Below are 13,432 nucleotides of genomic sequence, written 5' to 3' on the forward strand. Positions count from 1 at the left end.
CTCCCGTATCGGGTGAACGCTGCCAGCATCACGGAATGAGAGCCCTCCCCGTCGTCCTCGACGTCGAACTCTGCGGCGGCCGCTGGGACGGCCACCGCAAGCGCGTCAACGCCACCGCCCCGCCGCCCTCGCTGCGGATGGTGCTCCGCGCCGAACTGCCCGTCACCGAGGCCGGCGAGTACTGGCCGACCACCAGCGTGTACCGGCTCGACGAGCACGGCGCCCGGTGGCGCTACCGGTACTCCCACGACGAGTAGGGCCGGCCTCGTGGCCGCCGGGGACTGCGCTCAGCCGCGCCCGATGTAGGGCATGGCCGTCGCCATCACGGTGGCGAACTGCACGTTGGCCTCCAGCGGCAGCCCGGCCATGTGTCGAACGGTGCGGGCCACGTCGGCGACGTCCATGGTCGGCTCCACCGCGACCCGCCCGTCCGCCTGCCGGACGCCGACGCTCATCACCGCGGTCATGTCGGTCGCGGCGTTGCCGATGTCGATCTGCCCGCAGGCGATCCGGTACGGGCGGCCGTCCAGCGAGAGCGACTTGGTGAGCCCGGTCACGGCGTGCTTGGTCGCCGTGTACGCGATCGACTGGGGGCGCGGCACGTGGGCCGAGATCGAGCCGTTGTTGATGATCCGGCCGCCCTGTGGGTCCTGGGCCTTCATCTGCCGGAACGCGGCCCGTGCGCAGAGGAAGGCCCCGGTCAGGTTGAGGTCGACCACGGCCCGCCACTCGGCGATGTCCAGCTCGTCCACCGGGGTCGGCGCACCGAACGTCCCGGCGTTGTTGAACAGCAGGTCGACGCGGCCGAACCGCTCGGCGGCCGCCGCGAAGAGCGCGTCCACCGCCGCCGGGTCGGTGACGTCGGTCGGTACCACGGCGGCCCCGCCGTCGTCCGTCCCGGCCGCCGCCCCCGGTGCGGCCGCATCACAGAGCCCGGCCGTCTCGCGCAGCGGCGCCTCCCGCCGTCCGGCGAGCACCGGCCGCCAGCCGGCGGCGGCCAGCTCCACGGCCACGGCGCGGCCCACCCCGCTCCCGGCTCCGGTGACGACGGCGATCTGCTGGGGCATGGCGGACTCCTCGGACGGTGGTACGGGCGAGCCGATCGTCCCCGATCCGGCTCCTGGAGTCACTGGTACGAGGGCCCAAAACGCGGCGGGCGCGGCACCTGCGCGACTGTGCTCCCCACCGTCCGGCGGGGACGCCTCCCCGCCGGTCGGCAGGGGGTGCCGGAAGTCTTTACCGGATCAGGATCAAACGTTGGACCGACGTCGGTCGTACCGCAACCGGCCCGCCCCGGCCCACGTCATAAGATCGCAGGACGGCGCGCCGCCGCGAGGGAGGGCGCGCCGACTCCCGGGGGTCACGGACGTCGTCGCGCCCCGGGCCTGTCCGGCCCCACCCGGGGGCCACCGCCCGACTCCCGACGGAGCGGGCGCGACACCGGTCGGAGAGTCCTCACCGTGCAGCCGCAGCCCACCCGTATTCGCGCCGTCCTGACCGGCGTCGCCGCCCTCACCCTGGCCGCCTCGCTGGCGGCCTGCGGCAGTACGGAGAGCGGCGGCGGGAAGAAGGGGGACTCCGCCAAGGCCGCCGGTACGCCGAGCACGAGCAGCAGCGCACCGGGCAGCCCCACGGCCGGGGGCAGCACCTCCGCCACGCCCGCCGGCGCCACCCCGGCCGCCTCGGGCAAGGTCCTGATGCCCACCGGTCCGACCGCCGCCCTCGCCAAGGCCCGGGACACCCCCGTCGGCCAGATCCTCGTGACCACGCTGGCCGGTCCCAAGTCGGGGGTCTCCGGCAAGGTCTGGGTCTGGCTGCCGCCCGAGTACAACGACCCGAAGTTCGCCAAGTCGGGCTTCCCCGTGCTCACCCTCTACGCGGGCGGCCAGAGCAACGGCTACAACACCTGGACCGACGACCAGCTGCCGATCCAGCAGCAGGACGCCGAACTGTCGAAGGCCGGCAAGGCACACCCGTTCATCATGATCATGCCGGTGCAGAACTTCACCTCCGACGAGAAGAACGCCCTGGACTGCTCCGACATCCCCGGCCAGCCCAAGATGGGCACCTGGATGGCCGAGGACATCCCGGACTTCGTCCGCGCCAACTTCCGCACCGTGAAGGGCCGTGACGGCTGGGGCCTGATGGGTGCCTCCACCGGCGCCTTCTGCAGCGCGAAGCTCGCTCTCCAGTACCCGGACAAGTTCAAGGCCGCCGTCCCGATCGACGGCTACTTCAACCCGGACTCCGGGTTCTGGAAGGGCCACGAGGCCGAGCGGCAGGCCAACAGCCCCGACGTGATGGTCGCCCAGGGCAAGGCCGACGTGAAGATGCTGGCCACCGCCGGCGGTGCCAACGGCTACGAGACCAAGCTGGTCAAGGCGTGGGTCGCCAAGGCCGCGCCGCCGCTCTCCGTCGAGTACTACGAGCAGCCCGGCGGCAAGCACCTCACCAGCGACTTCAAGAAGATGATCCCGGACACCCTGCAGTGGCTCAGCAAGAACCTGGCGGGCCCGGCGAGCGACTGACCCGGTCCGTGCCGCCCCGCCGGCGCCGGGAGTGCCTCCGTGGCCCCCGGCGCCGACGCCTTTCCGGCGAGGTGGGCGGCCCCGGCCGGCCCGCTGACCTGCACGTCAATCGGACATTGATTCGGCCCTGATCGACTGTGAGCACTTTGGTGGAACCGCCGTCCACCAGCCGTGCCAAGTCGTGAAGAGAGTGTCATGCCGAGCCATCTGCTGCCCGTAGCGTCCCCGCCCGCAGCCCCCGCCCAGCGGGGCTCCGACCGTGTGCAGGCCGCCGGCGAGGAGCCGCAGGCCGTCCGGTTCGCCGGGCTGCGGCTGGTGCACGCGGCGCTCCGCCGCGACCTGGCGCGGCTGCCCAACGCGCTGCGCCTGCTCCAGCCCGGCGAGGACGAGAAGGGCGCGGCACTGCTGCGGCACTGGCACTTCGTCAACGCGATGCTGACCTGCCACCACGAGCAGCAGGACGGCCGGGTCTGGCCGATCGTCCGCCGCTTCGCGCCCGATCTGCGGCTGCTGCTCAACTGGCTGGAGGAGGACCACCACAACCTCGACCACTCCTTCACCCGGGTCGGCACCCTGGTCCGGATCGCCAGCCGGGACGCGGGCAGCGCCTGGCCGGTCGCCTACGCCATGGAAGACCTCGCGGCCCGGCTGGAGACCCACCTGCGGATCGAGGAGCGGCAGCTGCTGCCCCGGATGGAGCTGGTGTTCAAGACCACCTCCCGGGTCGGCGGCCTGCCCGAGCTGCTGGACCTGCTGCGCTCCGCCGACGGCCCGGGCACGGCGGACGCGCTCGCCTGGCTGCTGGACGGCGTCGAGCCGGCGCAGGTCGAGCGGCTGATCGCGGACTGCGATGACGACGTGGCCCGCAGCTGGCCGCACTGGCAGTCCACCTACCAGCGCTGCACCGCCCCGCTCTGGGGCCCGCCCGACGTCCGGGACGGCGCCGCCGAGTGACCGGCGGCCGTTTTTCCGGGCCGGTGATCTACGCGCGTGGCATATGCCCGGCACGCCTCGTCGGCCGCTGACCGCCCGAGCGGACGACGGGAGTCTACTCCGGCAGGCGGTTGAGCCAGGTCAGCGGAGTGACGGCGATCGCCTTGCCCGGCGAGCCGTCCCACTCCACCGGCAGGCCCGCCGCCTCCAGCGCCGCGACCACCTCGCGGCCGATCTTCACCGTCCGCCGCTCCGCCGACTCCTTCGACTCGCCCTCGGCGCGGAACCCGCCGTACCGCAGCATCAGCCCGCGCCCGGCGGCGGCGCCCTCGGTGTCCTGCTGGTGGAAGAAGACGAAGCCGCGGGAGTCCTCCTCGGCCTCGCCGCCGATCTCCTCGTAGCCGCAGCTCGCGCAGCAGGTGAAGTCCATGGCCGCGACGATGCCCTGGTCCTCCAGTGCGTCGAACGCCTCCTCCAGCCGGTCCACGTCCGTCGTCTCCGGCCAGGACGCCTGCTCGGCCAGCCGCTCCCGCCAGAGCGGGGTGACGATCTCCTCGGCGTCCTCCTCCTCCAGCCCCCGGTCCTCGAACTCGTCGACCAGGGAGTCGGCTATCTCGTCGGACTCCTGGAAGCCGCACCGGATCAACTCGCGGGCACGCTCCTCGGCCTCGCGCCGTACATCGAAGGTGAGCTCGGTCTCCTGGTTCATGCCCGAATCCTCGCACCGCCCACCGACACTCCCGCCGCCGGGCCCGGGGCTGCCGTCCGCCGGTGTTCTCCGGTCTCCGACTGCCCCCTGATCACCCGTCTGCCAGGTGCCGACCGCAGCCTGACCGCCGGCGCCGGCTCCGCCGTGTACGCGGGCCTGCCGCCGGCCGCCCGCCCTGTGCGCGGCCGGCAAAGCGGGTGCACCACCTGGCCGCCGACTGCACCAGTGGTGACCGGTCGCCACTGCCTGGAGCCGATCGGGCTTACCGTGATGCAACGTCAGATCGGCACGGTAGCCGAGGAGTTCCGCGACGTGCCGTTCACGCCGGTCGCCGCTCAGCCCGAGGCGAGCCGGAACTCCAGGTTGCCGAAGCGCACCTGGTCGCCCGGGCGGACCCGGACCCCGCCCGCGATCCGGAGGCCGTTCACATGGGTGCCGTTGGTCGAGCCGAGGTCGTACAGCACCCAGCTGTCGCCCTCCCGCCGCAGCTCGGCGTGGTGGCGCGACACCGAGATGTCGTGCAGCCGCAGCCCCGAGCCGGGGACCCGTCCGATCGTCAGCTGACGTTCCCCGCCCTGCGGCAGGCTCAGTCCGGGCAGCCGCTCGATCCGCCACGCCCCGCGCAGCCGCACGCCGAACGCCGAGACCTGGCCCACCGTCCGCAGCAGGAACCGCCCGACGGGGTTGCCGGCCGGCAGGCCCGCCATCGCCTCGTCCAGCTCGGCCCGGCTGCTCGCGTGCAGCACGAGCTCCATCCGGCCGAGGAAGGTGTCGTGCGAGATCCGGCCGCTGCCCGCGCCCTCCCGCAGCACTCCGAGCGCCTGCTCGCGCTCGACCTCGGACGGCCGGACCACGTGCGTCCGGATCTCAGGAGACGTCATGGCCCGATTGTCGGCTCAGCCGCCCCCACCTGTCCAGATTGCGGCCGGGCCCCAGGGGGCGGCGCCGCCGACGCGGACCGGGCTCCGCGCGCGTTGAGGCGGGGTCAGCTCTTCCTCGCGGCGGCCAGGATCTTGACGGTGGTGTGCAGGAACCGGGCGGTGGCCGAGCCCCGGTAGGACTTGCCGAAGAGGTTGCCGGTGCTCTTCAGCCGGCCGTCCTGGAGGCGGACCACCACGTAGGCGGTGGCCGGGTCGGCGCCGATCACCTCGTAGTCGCCCTTCGGCGAGGTGAACGGGACCGGGAAGTCCGCCGGCAGCGGCTCGGAGAGGAAGTTGATCATCAGTCGGAGGTCCGGCGTGGCCTCGACGCCCGCGAACGGCTCGGCGGCGAGCACCGTCTCGACCTCCTCGACGGTGCGCAGCATCACCGGGACGGGGTAGCCGAGCGCCTCGGTCAGGTGCTGTTCGATGCGCCGGGTGAGCGCGACTCGGTCCGGTTCGTCCGTGGTGAAGAAGATGTTGCCGCTCTGGATGTACGAGCGCACGTCGCCGAGGCCCAGCTCGGTGAAGAGGGCCCGCAGCCGCTCCATCTTCACCGTCCGGCCGCCGACGTTGACGGCCCGCAGGAAGGCGATGTACGTGGTCGTGGTGGTCATCCGGTCAGTCTGGCACCAGGGGCCGACAACGCCCCGGTTCACCGGGATCGTCACCGGTCGGTGCCACACTGACGCCATGGCTACCTGGCAGGATTTCGAGCACGAGGCACCGGATCTGGCCCCCGCCGTGCGGGCCCGCTTCGAGGCCAACAAACACCACGTCCTGGCGACGCTGCGCAAGGACGGCTCACCCCGGGTGAGCGGCATCGAGGTGGACTTCATCGGTGCCGACCTCACCCTCGGGTCGATGTACGGGGCGGTGAAGGCCCGCGACCTCCAGCGGGACGACCGCTTCGCCCTGCACGCCCACCCGGGCGACGAGACGATGGAGGGCGGGGACTCCAAGATCTCGGGCCGCGCCGTCGAGATCACCGACGAGGCCGAGCTGGCCGCCTACGAGGCCGATCTGCCGGAGCCGCCGCCCGGCCCGTTCCACGCCTTCCGGCTGGAGCTGGAGCAGGTGGTGCACACCACGGTGGGCGAGGACCACCTCTGGATCACGTCCTGGCGCCCGGGTGAGCCGGTGCAGCGCATCCAGCGGCACTGACGGCGGTACCGGCCGCGGCACCGACCGTGGTGCCGGCGGCCGCACCGGCACCGGGAGCGGCTCCCGCGCGGGTCAGCCCTTCTTCGGCAGTACGGACTTGAGCACCTCGGGCGTGCGGGCCACGACGGCGTGGCCGTCGTCCGCGGTGATGATCGGGCGCTGGATCAGGATCGGGTGCGAGGCCATCGCCGCGATCCAGCGCGCCCGGTCACCCGGCTCCCTGGTCCACTTCTTCATCCCGAGGTCCTTGGCGGACTGCTCGTCGAGCCTGGTGATGTCCCACGGCTCCAGCCCCAGCCGCTCCAGCACCTTCTCCAGTTCGGCGGCGGTCGGCGGGTCCTCCAGGTAGCGCCGCACGGTGTACTCGGCGCCCACGGCCTCCAGCTCGCCGAGCGCCGTTCGGCACTTCCCGCAGCGCGGGTTGATCCAGATCTCCATGCGGCCAGCGTACCGACCGCCCGGTCCGGCGCGGGTGAACCGGGCGCTGGCCGTCCGGCGCAGGGCCTGCGCCGGACGGGAACTTCCGTCCGCCCACGGAGGGTTGAGAGGCCAGGGGTCGGGTCTCGGGAGGGGAGCACCGGATGGACGGCGCATCGATCATCGGACAGCTGATGACCAGCGAGGGCCGGGCGGATCCGTACCCGCTGTACGCGCGGGCGCACGAGCTGGGCGCGGCCGCCCCCGCCGGGCCGGGCACCGTCCTGGCGATCGGGCACGCCGCCGCCAACCAGGTGCTGCGAAACCCGGCCTTCGCACTGGAGGACACCGGGGAACTGGCCCTGTCGGACGCCGCCGTCGCCCGGCACTCCTCCGTCACCCTGCTCGGCCGTTCGATCCTCCAGCGGAACGCGCCCGACCACGGCCGGGTCCGCTCGCTGATCGCCTCGGCGTTCAACGCCCGCCGGGTGGCCGCGCTGCGGCCGGCCGTGGCGGCGACGGTCGGGCGGCTGCTGGACGGCATGGCGCAGCGCGGCGCCGACGGTTCGCCCGTCGACTTCATGGACGCCTTCGCCTTCCGGCTGCCGGTCGAGGTGATCTGCGAGCTGCTCGGCGTCCCCGGGCCGGACCGCCACCGCTTCCGGAGCCTGGCGGGCGACCTCACCATCGCGCTGGAGCTGATCCAGGACCTCGACGAGCTCACCGTCGCCGACGAGGCCGCCGAGGAGTTGTCCGGCTACTTCACCGCGCTGGTCGCCGAGCGCCTGGCCCGCCCGCAGGACGACCTGGTCAGCGATCTGGCCCGGATCGCCGCCGACGCCCCCGACCGGATATCCGGCGCCGAGCTGCTGGCCAACCTGGTGCTGCTGCTGGTGGCCGGCTTCGAGACCACCACCAACCTGCTGGGCAACGGTCTCGCCCTGCTCTTCCGCCACCCGGAGGCGATGGACGGGCTCCGCACCGGCGCGGTGGCGCCCGAGCTGCTCACCGACGAGGTGCTCCGCCACGACTCGCCGGTCCAGCTCACCACCCGGGTCGCGGCCGCCGAGGGGCTCGCCGTGGCCGGGGTGCCGGCGCCGGCCGGCAGTGTGGTGCTGGTCCTGCTGGGCGCGGCCAACCGCGATCCGGCCCGCTACCACCGTCCGGAGCTGTTCGACCCCGGCCGCACCGACAGCCAGCCGCTCAGCTTCGGCGGCGGCCCGCACTTCTGCCTGGGCTCCCGGCTGGCCCGGATGGAGGCCGAGGTCGCCGTACCGGCCCTGCTCGACCGCTTCCCCCGGCTGGCTCCCGGCGGCGTCTCCACCCGCCGGGACCGCCTCGTCCTGCGCGGCTACGAGACGCTGCCGGTCACGGTCCGCTGAACTGCGGCCCCCGGGGCCAGGGGCGTTCGGCCCAGAGGGGGCGGCCGGGACCGAAGCAAGGGGCCGGTGCGCCGCAGGTGGGGGAGCATGGAAGGACGAACCGGTCGCTCCGGACCGGTTCGCCCCGGACCGGCGCCCCCACCGGCCGGCCAGGAGGTCTCCGCCGTGCCCACAGCGCCCCGCCCACCGCAGCCGGTGGCCGAGGAGCTGGACCGCGCGGTGCTGCGCGACGCCGCCGCCCGGGGTGACGACGAGCTGTTCGTGACCGCCGTCCTGCTCCAGTACCGCGCCGGGGCGGAGCACGCCGAGATCGTCAACCGGGGCCATGTCACGCCGCTGCTGCTCTCCGACCACGGCGCCACCCCGGTGCACTGCCCGTACGAGCTGCCGCTCGGCCCCGGCCGCCTCGGCCGGCCCCCTCCCGGCGGTCCGACCCTGCGGCCGTCCCCCTCCCGCCCGGTCACACCCTGCTGCTCTACACGGACGGCGTGAGCGAGGCCCGCGATGCCACCGGCGCCTTCTACCCGCTGGCCGGCCGTCTGACCACGCTCGGCACGGCAACCCCGGAGCGCCTGGTCTCCTTCCTCGCCCACGACGTCCACGAGTACGGCGGCCTGTTCGCCGACGACCTCGCCGTCCTCGCCCTCACGCGGGAGTGACCGAGGTCACCGTCGGCCTGCCCCCGCCCGATTCCCCGCCCCGCCGGTTCCGCAAGCCGGAGCCCCCTCCCCGGCAGGCGATGTCGGGGAGGGGGCTCCGGGAGCACGCGGCGACGGCGTTCGGCCGCGACGGCCTACAGGTCGTAGTAGAGCTCGAACTCGTGCGGGTGCGGGCGCAGGGCGATCGGGGCGATCTCGTTGGTGCGCTTGAAGTCGATCCAGGTCTCGATCAGGTCGGGCGTGAAGACGTTGCCCGCGAGCAGGTACTCGTGGTCGGCCTCCAGGGCCTCCAGGACCGCCGGGAGCGAGGACGGCACCTGGGGCACGTTGGCGTGCTCCTCGGGGGCCAGCTCGTAGAGGTCCTTGTCGACCGGCTCCAGCGGCTCGATCTTGTTCTTGATGCCGTCGAGGCCGGCCATCAGCATCGCGGCGAAGGCCAGGTACGGGTTGGACGACGGGTCCGGTGCGCGGAACTCGATGCGCTTGGCCTTGGCGTTGGAGCCGGTGATCGGGATGCGGATCGCGGCCGAGCGGTTGCGCTGCGAGTAGACGAGGTTGACCGGTGCCTCGAAGCCCGGGACCAGGCGGTGGTAGGAGTTCACCGACGGGTTGGTGAACGCCAGCAGCGACGGGGCGTGCTTGAGCAGCCCGCCGATGTAGTAGCGGGCGGTGTCGGAGAGCCCGGCGTAGCCCTGCTCGTCGTAGAAGAGCGGCGAGCCCTCCGTCCACAGCGACTGGTGGACGTGCATGCCCGAGCCGTTGTCGCCGAAGATCGGCTTCGGCATGAAGGTGGCGGTCTTGCCGTTGCGCCAGGCGACGTTCTTGATGATGTACTTGAACAGCATCAGGTCGTCGGCGGCGTGCAGCAGGGTGTTGAACTTGTAGTTGATCTCCGCCTGGCCGGCCGTGCCCACCTCGTGGTGCTGGCGCTCGACCTCCAGGCCGGCCGAGGCCAGCTCCAGGGACATCTCGGCGCGCAGGTCGGCGAAGTGGTCGACCGGCGGGATCGGGAAGTAACCGCCCTTGTACTTGACCTTGTAGCCGCGGGCGTCGCCCTCGGCGGAGCCTGAGTTCCAGGCACCGGCCTCGGAGTCGATGTGGTAGTACGACGCGTTGGCGCTGGTGTCGAAGCGGACCGAGTCGAAGACGTAGAACTCGGCCTCGGGACCGAAGAACGCGGTGTCGGCGATGCCGGAGGAGGCCAGGTAGGCCTCCGCCTTCTTGGCGACGTTGCGCGGGTCGCGGCTGTAGGCCTCGCCGGTGACCGGGTCCTGGATGAAGAAGTTGATGTTGAGGTGCTTCTCCTTGCGGAACGGGTCGAGCCGGGCCGTGGCCAGGTCCGGGACGAGTGCCATGTCGGACTCGTGGATGGCCTGGAAGCCGCGGATCGACGAACCGTCGAACATCAGGGTCTCGGACGGGTCGAAGGTCGCCGCGGGCACGGAGAAGTGCTGCATGACGCCCGGGAGATCACAGAACCGGACGTCGATGAACTTCACATCGTTGTCCTGAATGAACTGCTTCACTTCGGCGGCGTTGTTGAACATCCATCCTCCTCGGCGTGCGAATGGGGCTCACCCTAGGAATGGCCCGTTTCCAACCGGTGACCCGGTCGTTTCCTGAATGTTAACCGCCGTCGTTGAACGGGCGGCAAAGTCGTACGCTCCGGGGCAAAACGCTTCGCCCGCCCTGGTCGGGCCGTCTGAGTGGTCTGGACCACTTGGGAGGTGCCGGAAGACGCGATTCACCCTCCGGGGGAGCCGGTGCAGGCCCGGACCGTCCGCCCGGTTAGTGTGGATTCGTGGACACCAGAGAAGCGTTGGGATCGTGGATCGACGGCCCGAAGGCGGCCGCCGAGAAGATGGGCACCGACTTCGGCCACCGCGGCGAGCGCCTCGGACTCCCCAAGGAGGGCACCGGCTCGATCGCCGGTCCGGGCCGCCGGCTGGGCGCGCTCTTCGTCGACGGCTGGCTGGTCTCCCTGGTCGCCTACGGGCTGATCGCCAAGGGCTCCCCGGGCTCGGCCAACATGTGGACCACCCCGCTCTTCTTCGCCGTCACCGCGCTGCTGCTCGCCACCACGGGGACGACCGTCGGCAAGCGGCTGTTCGGCCTGCGGGTGGTGCGCCTGGACGGCAGCCGCGCCACCATCCCCCAGGTGCTGCTGCGCACGCTGCTGCTCTGCCTGCTGGTGCCGGCCCTGGTCTGGGACCGCGACACCCGCGGCCTGCACGACAAGGCGGTCGGCACCGCCGAGGTGCGGATCTGAGGTCCGGCCCTGGGGCCTCGGTTCCGAGGCCCGGATCCCGAGGCTGAGCTTCGAGGCCCGGATCCCGAGGCTGAGCTTCGAGTCCCGGATCCCGAGGCTGAGCTTCGAGTCCCGAATCCCGAGTCCCGAATCCCGGATCCGAGGCCGGGCCGGTGTCCGGAAGCCGGGCCGGTGCCCGGAGCCAGGTCTCGAGAACGTCGAACGGCCCCGCCGCGGAGCTTCCGCGGCGGGGCCGTTTCGTGCGAATGGGGAGGGGTGGGTCAGCGGGCCTGGCCGCCCTTGGGCATCCGGGCACCCTTGGGCATCGGGCCCTTGGGGATCGGCGCCTTCGAGAGCAGGTCGCCCAGGGCGCGCAGCCGGTCGTTGGTCTCGGTGACCTGGGCCGGGGTGATGGCGCGCGGCAGACGCATCAGGTGGATCTGCAGCTTCTTGAGCGGAATCTCGCCCTCGCCGTTGCCCACCACGATGTCGTGCACCGGCACGTCGCCGACGACCCGCGCCATCTTCTTCTTCTCCGAGGCCAGCAGCTGGCGCACGCGGTTCGGGTTGCCCTCGCCGATCAGCGCGATGCCGGCCCGGCCCACGGCGCGGTAGACCGCGTCCTGGCTACGGGTCACCGCGACCGGGGTGGAGCTGGCGCTCCAGCCTCGCCGGATGTTGTTCAGCACGGCCGCCACGGCCCCCGGCTGCCCCTCCATCTGTCCGAACGCGGCGCGTTCGGCCCGGCGCCCGAAGACGATCGCCATGGCCAGGAAGGCCACGATGAAGCCCAGGATGCCCAGGTAGATGGGGTGGTCGATTGCGAAGCCGATGGCGAGGAACACGCCGAAGGTCAGCAGGCCGACGCCGGCGATGATCAGGCCGATCTTGGTGTCGACCTTCTTGGTCATGGTGTACGCCTGGCGGATCTGCTTCAGCCGCCCGGGGTTTTCGGATGTTTCCCTCGCCATAACGCTCATGGTACGTGCCACGGGTACGGGATATCCAAGCCCGGGTACCCGTTCGTCCCCAACCGTGACTCGGGTGAACCCGCGCGACTCCGTACGGGTACGAACGCGGGGGTTCCGAGGGCGGTGCGCAGCCGCCGGGGCGGAGCCCGCTAGCCGTGCGCGGACTCGGCGACGGCGCCGCCGGGCCGCGCGTCGCGCTCGCGGTCCGCCGCGTACCGGCGGTTCTCGCAGACCGCCGCCCAGGCGTTGCGGCGGGCCTGTCGCTGGCCGCCCGCCAGTAGCACGCTCTCGGCCAGTCGCAGCGCGGTGCCCACCGACCGGATGCCGACCTGCATGTCGAACAGCTCCCCTCGTGACGGACCCGGTGACAGGGTCCGTGGCGGAAATGATTCGAACGGTCCCATTGTCACCACCCCGTGTTACCAGGCCGTGACCTGGCAGTCAAAGCCTGATGAACCCGAAGAACCCGAAGGGCGGAGCCGAGGCTCCGCCCTTCGGTGGTCAGAAGTCGCCGGCCGGTCAGACTGACGCCTGCTCGCGGCGCTCCAGCGCCTGCCGGTACAGCCGTCCGGCGCGGTACGAGGAGCGCACCAGCGGGCCGGACATGACGCCGGCGAAGCCCAGCTCCTCGGCCTCCTGCTGGAGCTCGACGAACTCGTGCGGCTTCACCCAGCGCTCCACCGGGTGGTGGCGCACCGAGGGGCGCAGGTACTGGGTGATGGTGATCAGCTCGCAGCCGGCCCCGACCAGGTCGGCCAGCGCCTGGCTGACCTCCTCGCGGGTCTCGCCCATGCCCAGGATCAGGTTGGACTTGGTGACCAGCCCGGCCGCGCGGGCCTGGGTGATGACGTCCAGCGAGCGCTCGTAGCGGAACGCGGGCCGGATCCGCTTGAAGATCCGCGGGACCGTCTCGACGTTGTGCGCCAGCACCTCGGGGCGGGACGAGAAGACCTCGGCCAGCTGCTCGGGCACCGCGTTGAAGTCGGGGATCAGCAGCTCGACGCCGGTGCGGCCGGCCTCGCGCCCGGCCGTCATCGCGTGCACCTGCCGCACCGTCTCGGCGTACAGCCAGGCGCCGCCGTCCTCCAGGTCGTCGCGGGCGACGCCGGTGATGGTGGCGTAGTTGAGGTCCATGGTGACGATGGACTCGGCGACGCGGCGCGGCTCGTCGCGGTCGAACTCGGCGGGCTTGCCGGTGTCGATCTGACAGAAGTCGCAGCGGCGGGTGCACTGGTCACCGCCGATGAGGAAGGTCGCCTCGCGGTCCTCCCAGCACTCGAAGATGTTGGGGCAGCCGGCCTCCTGGCAGACCGTGTGCAGCCCCTCCTTCTTCACCAGCGACTGGAGGGCGTTGTACTCCGGGCCCATCTTCGCGCGGGTCTTGATCCACTCGGGCTTCCGCTCGATGGGGGTCTCGCTGTTGCGGACCTCCAGGCGGAGCAGCTTCCTGCCGTCGGGTGCGACAGCGGACACGTGCGACTCCTAGAACTAGACGGGGTAC

Annotated in this window: 17 protein-coding genes; 8 read left to right on the forward strand and 9 right to left on the reverse strand. The window is 72.1% G+C overall.

The features are described 5' to 3' along the window. Positions 1–35 precede the first annotated feature (35 nt). Positions 36–257, forward strand: coding sequence for a hypothetical protein (locus ACZ5WK_RS06360; RefSeq protein ID WP_465545529.1), 222 nt, complete (start codon positions 36–38; stop codon positions 255–257). 30 nt (positions 258–287) lie between these two features. Here ACZ5WK_RS06360 and ACZ5WK_RS06365 read toward each other — a convergent pair whose 3' ends face one another. Continuing rightward, a complete protein-coding gene (locus ACZ5WK_RS06365; RefSeq protein ID WP_465545531.1) occupies positions 288–1,067 on the reverse strand; it encodes an SDR family oxidoreductase in 780 nt (259 codons plus the stop codon). Between the two features lie 393 nt (positions 1,068–1,460). Between ACZ5WK_RS06365 and ACZ5WK_RS06370 the strand changes: the two genes are divergently transcribed. Both ACZ5WK_RS06370 and ACZ5WK_RS06375 read left to right on the forward strand, forming a co-directional pair. Further along, positions 1,461–2,528 (forward strand): alpha/beta hydrolase, encoded by a 1,068-nt coding sequence (locus ACZ5WK_RS06370; protein ID WP_465545533.1) that lies wholly within the window; start codon positions 1,461–1,463, stop codon positions 2,526–2,528. 195 nt (positions 2,529–2,723) lie between these two features. Further along, positions 2,724–3,482 carry a hemerythrin domain-containing protein gene (locus ACZ5WK_RS06375; protein ID WP_465545535.1) on the forward strand — a complete coding sequence of 253 codons (759 nt, stop codon included), beginning with the start codon at positions 2,724–2,726 and terminating at the stop codon, positions 3,480–3,482. 94 nt (positions 3,483–3,576) lie between these two features. On the opposite strand, the gene ACZ5WK_RS06380 is transcribed toward ACZ5WK_RS06375, so the two are convergent. The 3 genes from ACZ5WK_RS06380 to ACZ5WK_RS06390 form a co-directional block, all read right to left on the reverse strand. After that, the gene (locus ACZ5WK_RS06380; RefSeq protein ID WP_465545537.1) at positions 3,577–4,170 is read right to left on the reverse strand and encodes a DUF6891 domain-containing protein; all 594 of its coding nucleotides are present in this window, start codon (positions 4,168–4,170) and stop codon (positions 3,577–3,579) included. Between the two features lie 335 nt (positions 4,171–4,505). Continuing rightward, positions 4,506–5,051, reverse strand: coding sequence for an FHA domain-containing protein (locus tag ACZ5WK_RS06385; RefSeq protein ID WP_396319475.1), 546 nt, complete (start codon positions 5,049–5,051; stop codon positions 4,506–4,508). A gap of 104 nt (positions 5,052–5,155) precedes the next feature. Then, positions 5,156–5,707: a DUF1697 domain-containing protein gene (locus ACZ5WK_RS06390; RefSeq protein WP_465545539.1), complete on the reverse strand. Its 552-nt coding sequence runs from the start codon at positions 5,705–5,707 to the stop codon at positions 5,156–5,158. A 76-nt stretch (positions 5,708–5,783) separates the two neighbouring features. Between ACZ5WK_RS06390 and ACZ5WK_RS06395 the strand changes: the two genes are divergently transcribed. Beyond that, positions 5,784–6,254 (forward strand): pyridoxamine 5'-phosphate oxidase family protein, encoded by a 471-nt coding sequence (locus tag ACZ5WK_RS06395; RefSeq protein ID WP_465545541.1) that lies wholly within the window; start codon positions 5,784–5,786, stop codon positions 6,252–6,254. A 72-nt stretch (positions 6,255–6,326) separates the two neighbouring features. On the opposite strand, the gene ACZ5WK_RS06400 is transcribed toward ACZ5WK_RS06395, so the two are convergent. Further along, complete coding sequence (locus tag ACZ5WK_RS06400) at positions 6,327–6,692, reverse strand: arsenate reductase family protein (protein ID WP_396319471.1); 366 nt, start codon at positions 6,690–6,692, stop codon at positions 6,327–6,329. Positions 6,693–6,835: 143 nt separating this feature from the next. Between ACZ5WK_RS06400 and ACZ5WK_RS06405 the strand changes: the two genes are divergently transcribed. The 3 genes from ACZ5WK_RS06405 to ACZ5WK_RS06415 all read left to right on the forward strand — a co-directional run bounded on the left by ACZ5WK_RS06405 (position 6,836) and on the right by ACZ5WK_RS06415 (position 8,712). Then, on the forward strand, positions 6,836–8,053 hold the full coding sequence (locus ACZ5WK_RS06405) for a cytochrome P450 (RefSeq protein WP_465545544.1): 1,218 nt from the start codon (positions 6,836–6,838) through the stop codon (positions 8,051–8,053). A gap of 165 nt (positions 8,054–8,218) precedes the next feature. After that, the gene (locus tag ACZ5WK_RS06410; RefSeq protein WP_465545546.1) at positions 8,219–8,545 is read left to right on the forward strand and encodes a SpoIIE family protein phosphatase; all 327 of its coding nucleotides are present in this window, start codon (positions 8,219–8,221) and stop codon (positions 8,543–8,545) included. Further along, complete coding sequence (locus ACZ5WK_RS06415) at positions 8,542–8,712, forward strand: hypothetical protein (protein ID WP_465545548.1); 171 nt, start codon at positions 8,542–8,544, stop codon at positions 8,710–8,712. Before ACZ5WK_RS06410 ends, ACZ5WK_RS06415 begins: the two co-directional genes overlap by 4 nt. Before the next feature lie 134 nt (positions 8,713–8,846). On the opposite strand, the gene glnA is transcribed toward ACZ5WK_RS06415, so the two are convergent. After that, on the reverse strand, positions 8,847–10,259 hold the full coding sequence (glnA, locus tag ACZ5WK_RS06420; RefSeq protein WP_396319467.1) for a type I glutamate--ammonia ligase: 1,413 nt from the start codon (positions 10,257–10,259) through the stop codon (positions 8,847–8,849). A gap of 254 nt (positions 10,260–10,513) precedes the next feature. On the opposite strand from glnA, the gene ACZ5WK_RS06425 reads away from it, so the two are divergent. After that, positions 10,514–10,981, forward strand: coding sequence for an RDD family protein (locus tag ACZ5WK_RS06425; protein ID WP_396319466.1), 468 nt, complete (start codon positions 10,514–10,516; stop codon positions 10,979–10,981). Positions 10,982–11,241: 260 nt separating this feature from the next. On the opposite strand, the gene ACZ5WK_RS06430 is transcribed toward ACZ5WK_RS06425, so the two are convergent. The 3 genes from ACZ5WK_RS06430 to lipA all read right to left on the reverse strand — a co-directional run bounded on the left by ACZ5WK_RS06430 (position 11,242) and on the right by lipA (position 13,404). Continuing rightward, positions 11,242–11,940: a DUF4191 domain-containing protein gene (locus ACZ5WK_RS06430; protein WP_396319465.1), complete on the reverse strand. Its 699-nt coding sequence runs from the start codon at positions 11,938–11,940 to the stop codon at positions 11,242–11,244. A gap of 140 nt (positions 11,941–12,080) precedes the next feature. Further along, on the reverse strand, positions 12,081–12,266 hold the full coding sequence (locus tag ACZ5WK_RS06435) for a hypothetical protein (protein ID WP_396319464.1): 186 nt from the start codon (positions 12,264–12,266) through the stop codon (positions 12,081–12,083). 184 nt (positions 12,267–12,450) lie between these two features. After that, a complete protein-coding gene (gene lipA / locus ACZ5WK_RS06440; protein WP_396319463.1) occupies positions 12,451–13,404 on the reverse strand; it encodes a lipoyl synthase in 954 nt (317 codons plus the stop codon). Positions 13,405–13,432: the final 28 nt, after the last annotated feature.

Source organism: Kitasatospora sp. NPDC032757 (assembly GCF_055579305.1).

Excerpts from the sequence above, each read along its gene's own strand:
- ACZ5WK_RS06360 (WP_465545529.1), top strand. The coding sequence starts at position 36 with ATGAGAGCCCTCCCCGTCGTCCTCGACGTCGAACTCTGCGGCGGCCGC.
- ACZ5WK_RS06365 (WP_465545531.1), bottom strand. The coding sequence starts at position 1,067 with ATGCCCCAGCAGATCGCCGTCGTCACCGGAGCCGGGAGCGGGGTGGGC.
- ACZ5WK_RS06375 (WP_465545535.1), top strand. The coding sequence starts at position 2,724 with ATGCCGAGCCATCTGCTGCCCGTAGCGTCCCCGCCCGCAGCCCCCGCC.
- ACZ5WK_RS06380 (WP_465545537.1), bottom strand. The coding sequence starts at position 4,170 with ATGAACCAGGAGACCGAGCTCACCTTCGATGTACGGCGCGAGGCCGAG.
- ACZ5WK_RS06385 (WP_396319475.1), bottom strand. The coding sequence starts at position 5,051 with ATGACGTCTCCTGAGATCCGGACGCACGTGGTCCGGCCGTCCGAGGTC.
- ACZ5WK_RS06390 (WP_465545539.1), bottom strand. The coding sequence starts at position 5,707 with ATGACCACCACGACCACGTACATCGCCTTCCTGCGGGCCGTCAACGTC.
- ACZ5WK_RS06395 (WP_465545541.1), top strand. The coding sequence starts at position 5,784 with ATGGCTACCTGGCAGGATTTCGAGCACGAGGCACCGGATCTGGCCCCC.
- ACZ5WK_RS06400 (WP_396319471.1), bottom strand. The coding sequence starts at position 6,692 with ATGGAGATCTGGATCAACCCGCGCTGCGGGAAGTGCCGAACGGCGCTC.
- ACZ5WK_RS06405 (WP_465545544.1), top strand. The coding sequence starts at position 6,836 with ATGGACGGCGCATCGATCATCGGACAGCTGATGACCAGCGAGGGCCGG.
- glnA (WP_396319467.1), bottom strand. The coding sequence starts at position 10,259 with ATGTTCAACAACGCCGCCGAAGTGAAGCAGTTCATTCAGGACAACGAT.
- ACZ5WK_RS06430 (WP_396319465.1), bottom strand. The coding sequence starts at position 11,940 with ATGAGCGTTATGGCGAGGGAAACATCCGAAAACCCCGGGCGGCTGAAG.
- ACZ5WK_RS06435 (WP_396319464.1), bottom strand. The coding sequence starts at position 12,266 with ATGCAGGTCGGCATCCGGTCGGTGGGCACCGCGCTGCGACTGGCCGAG.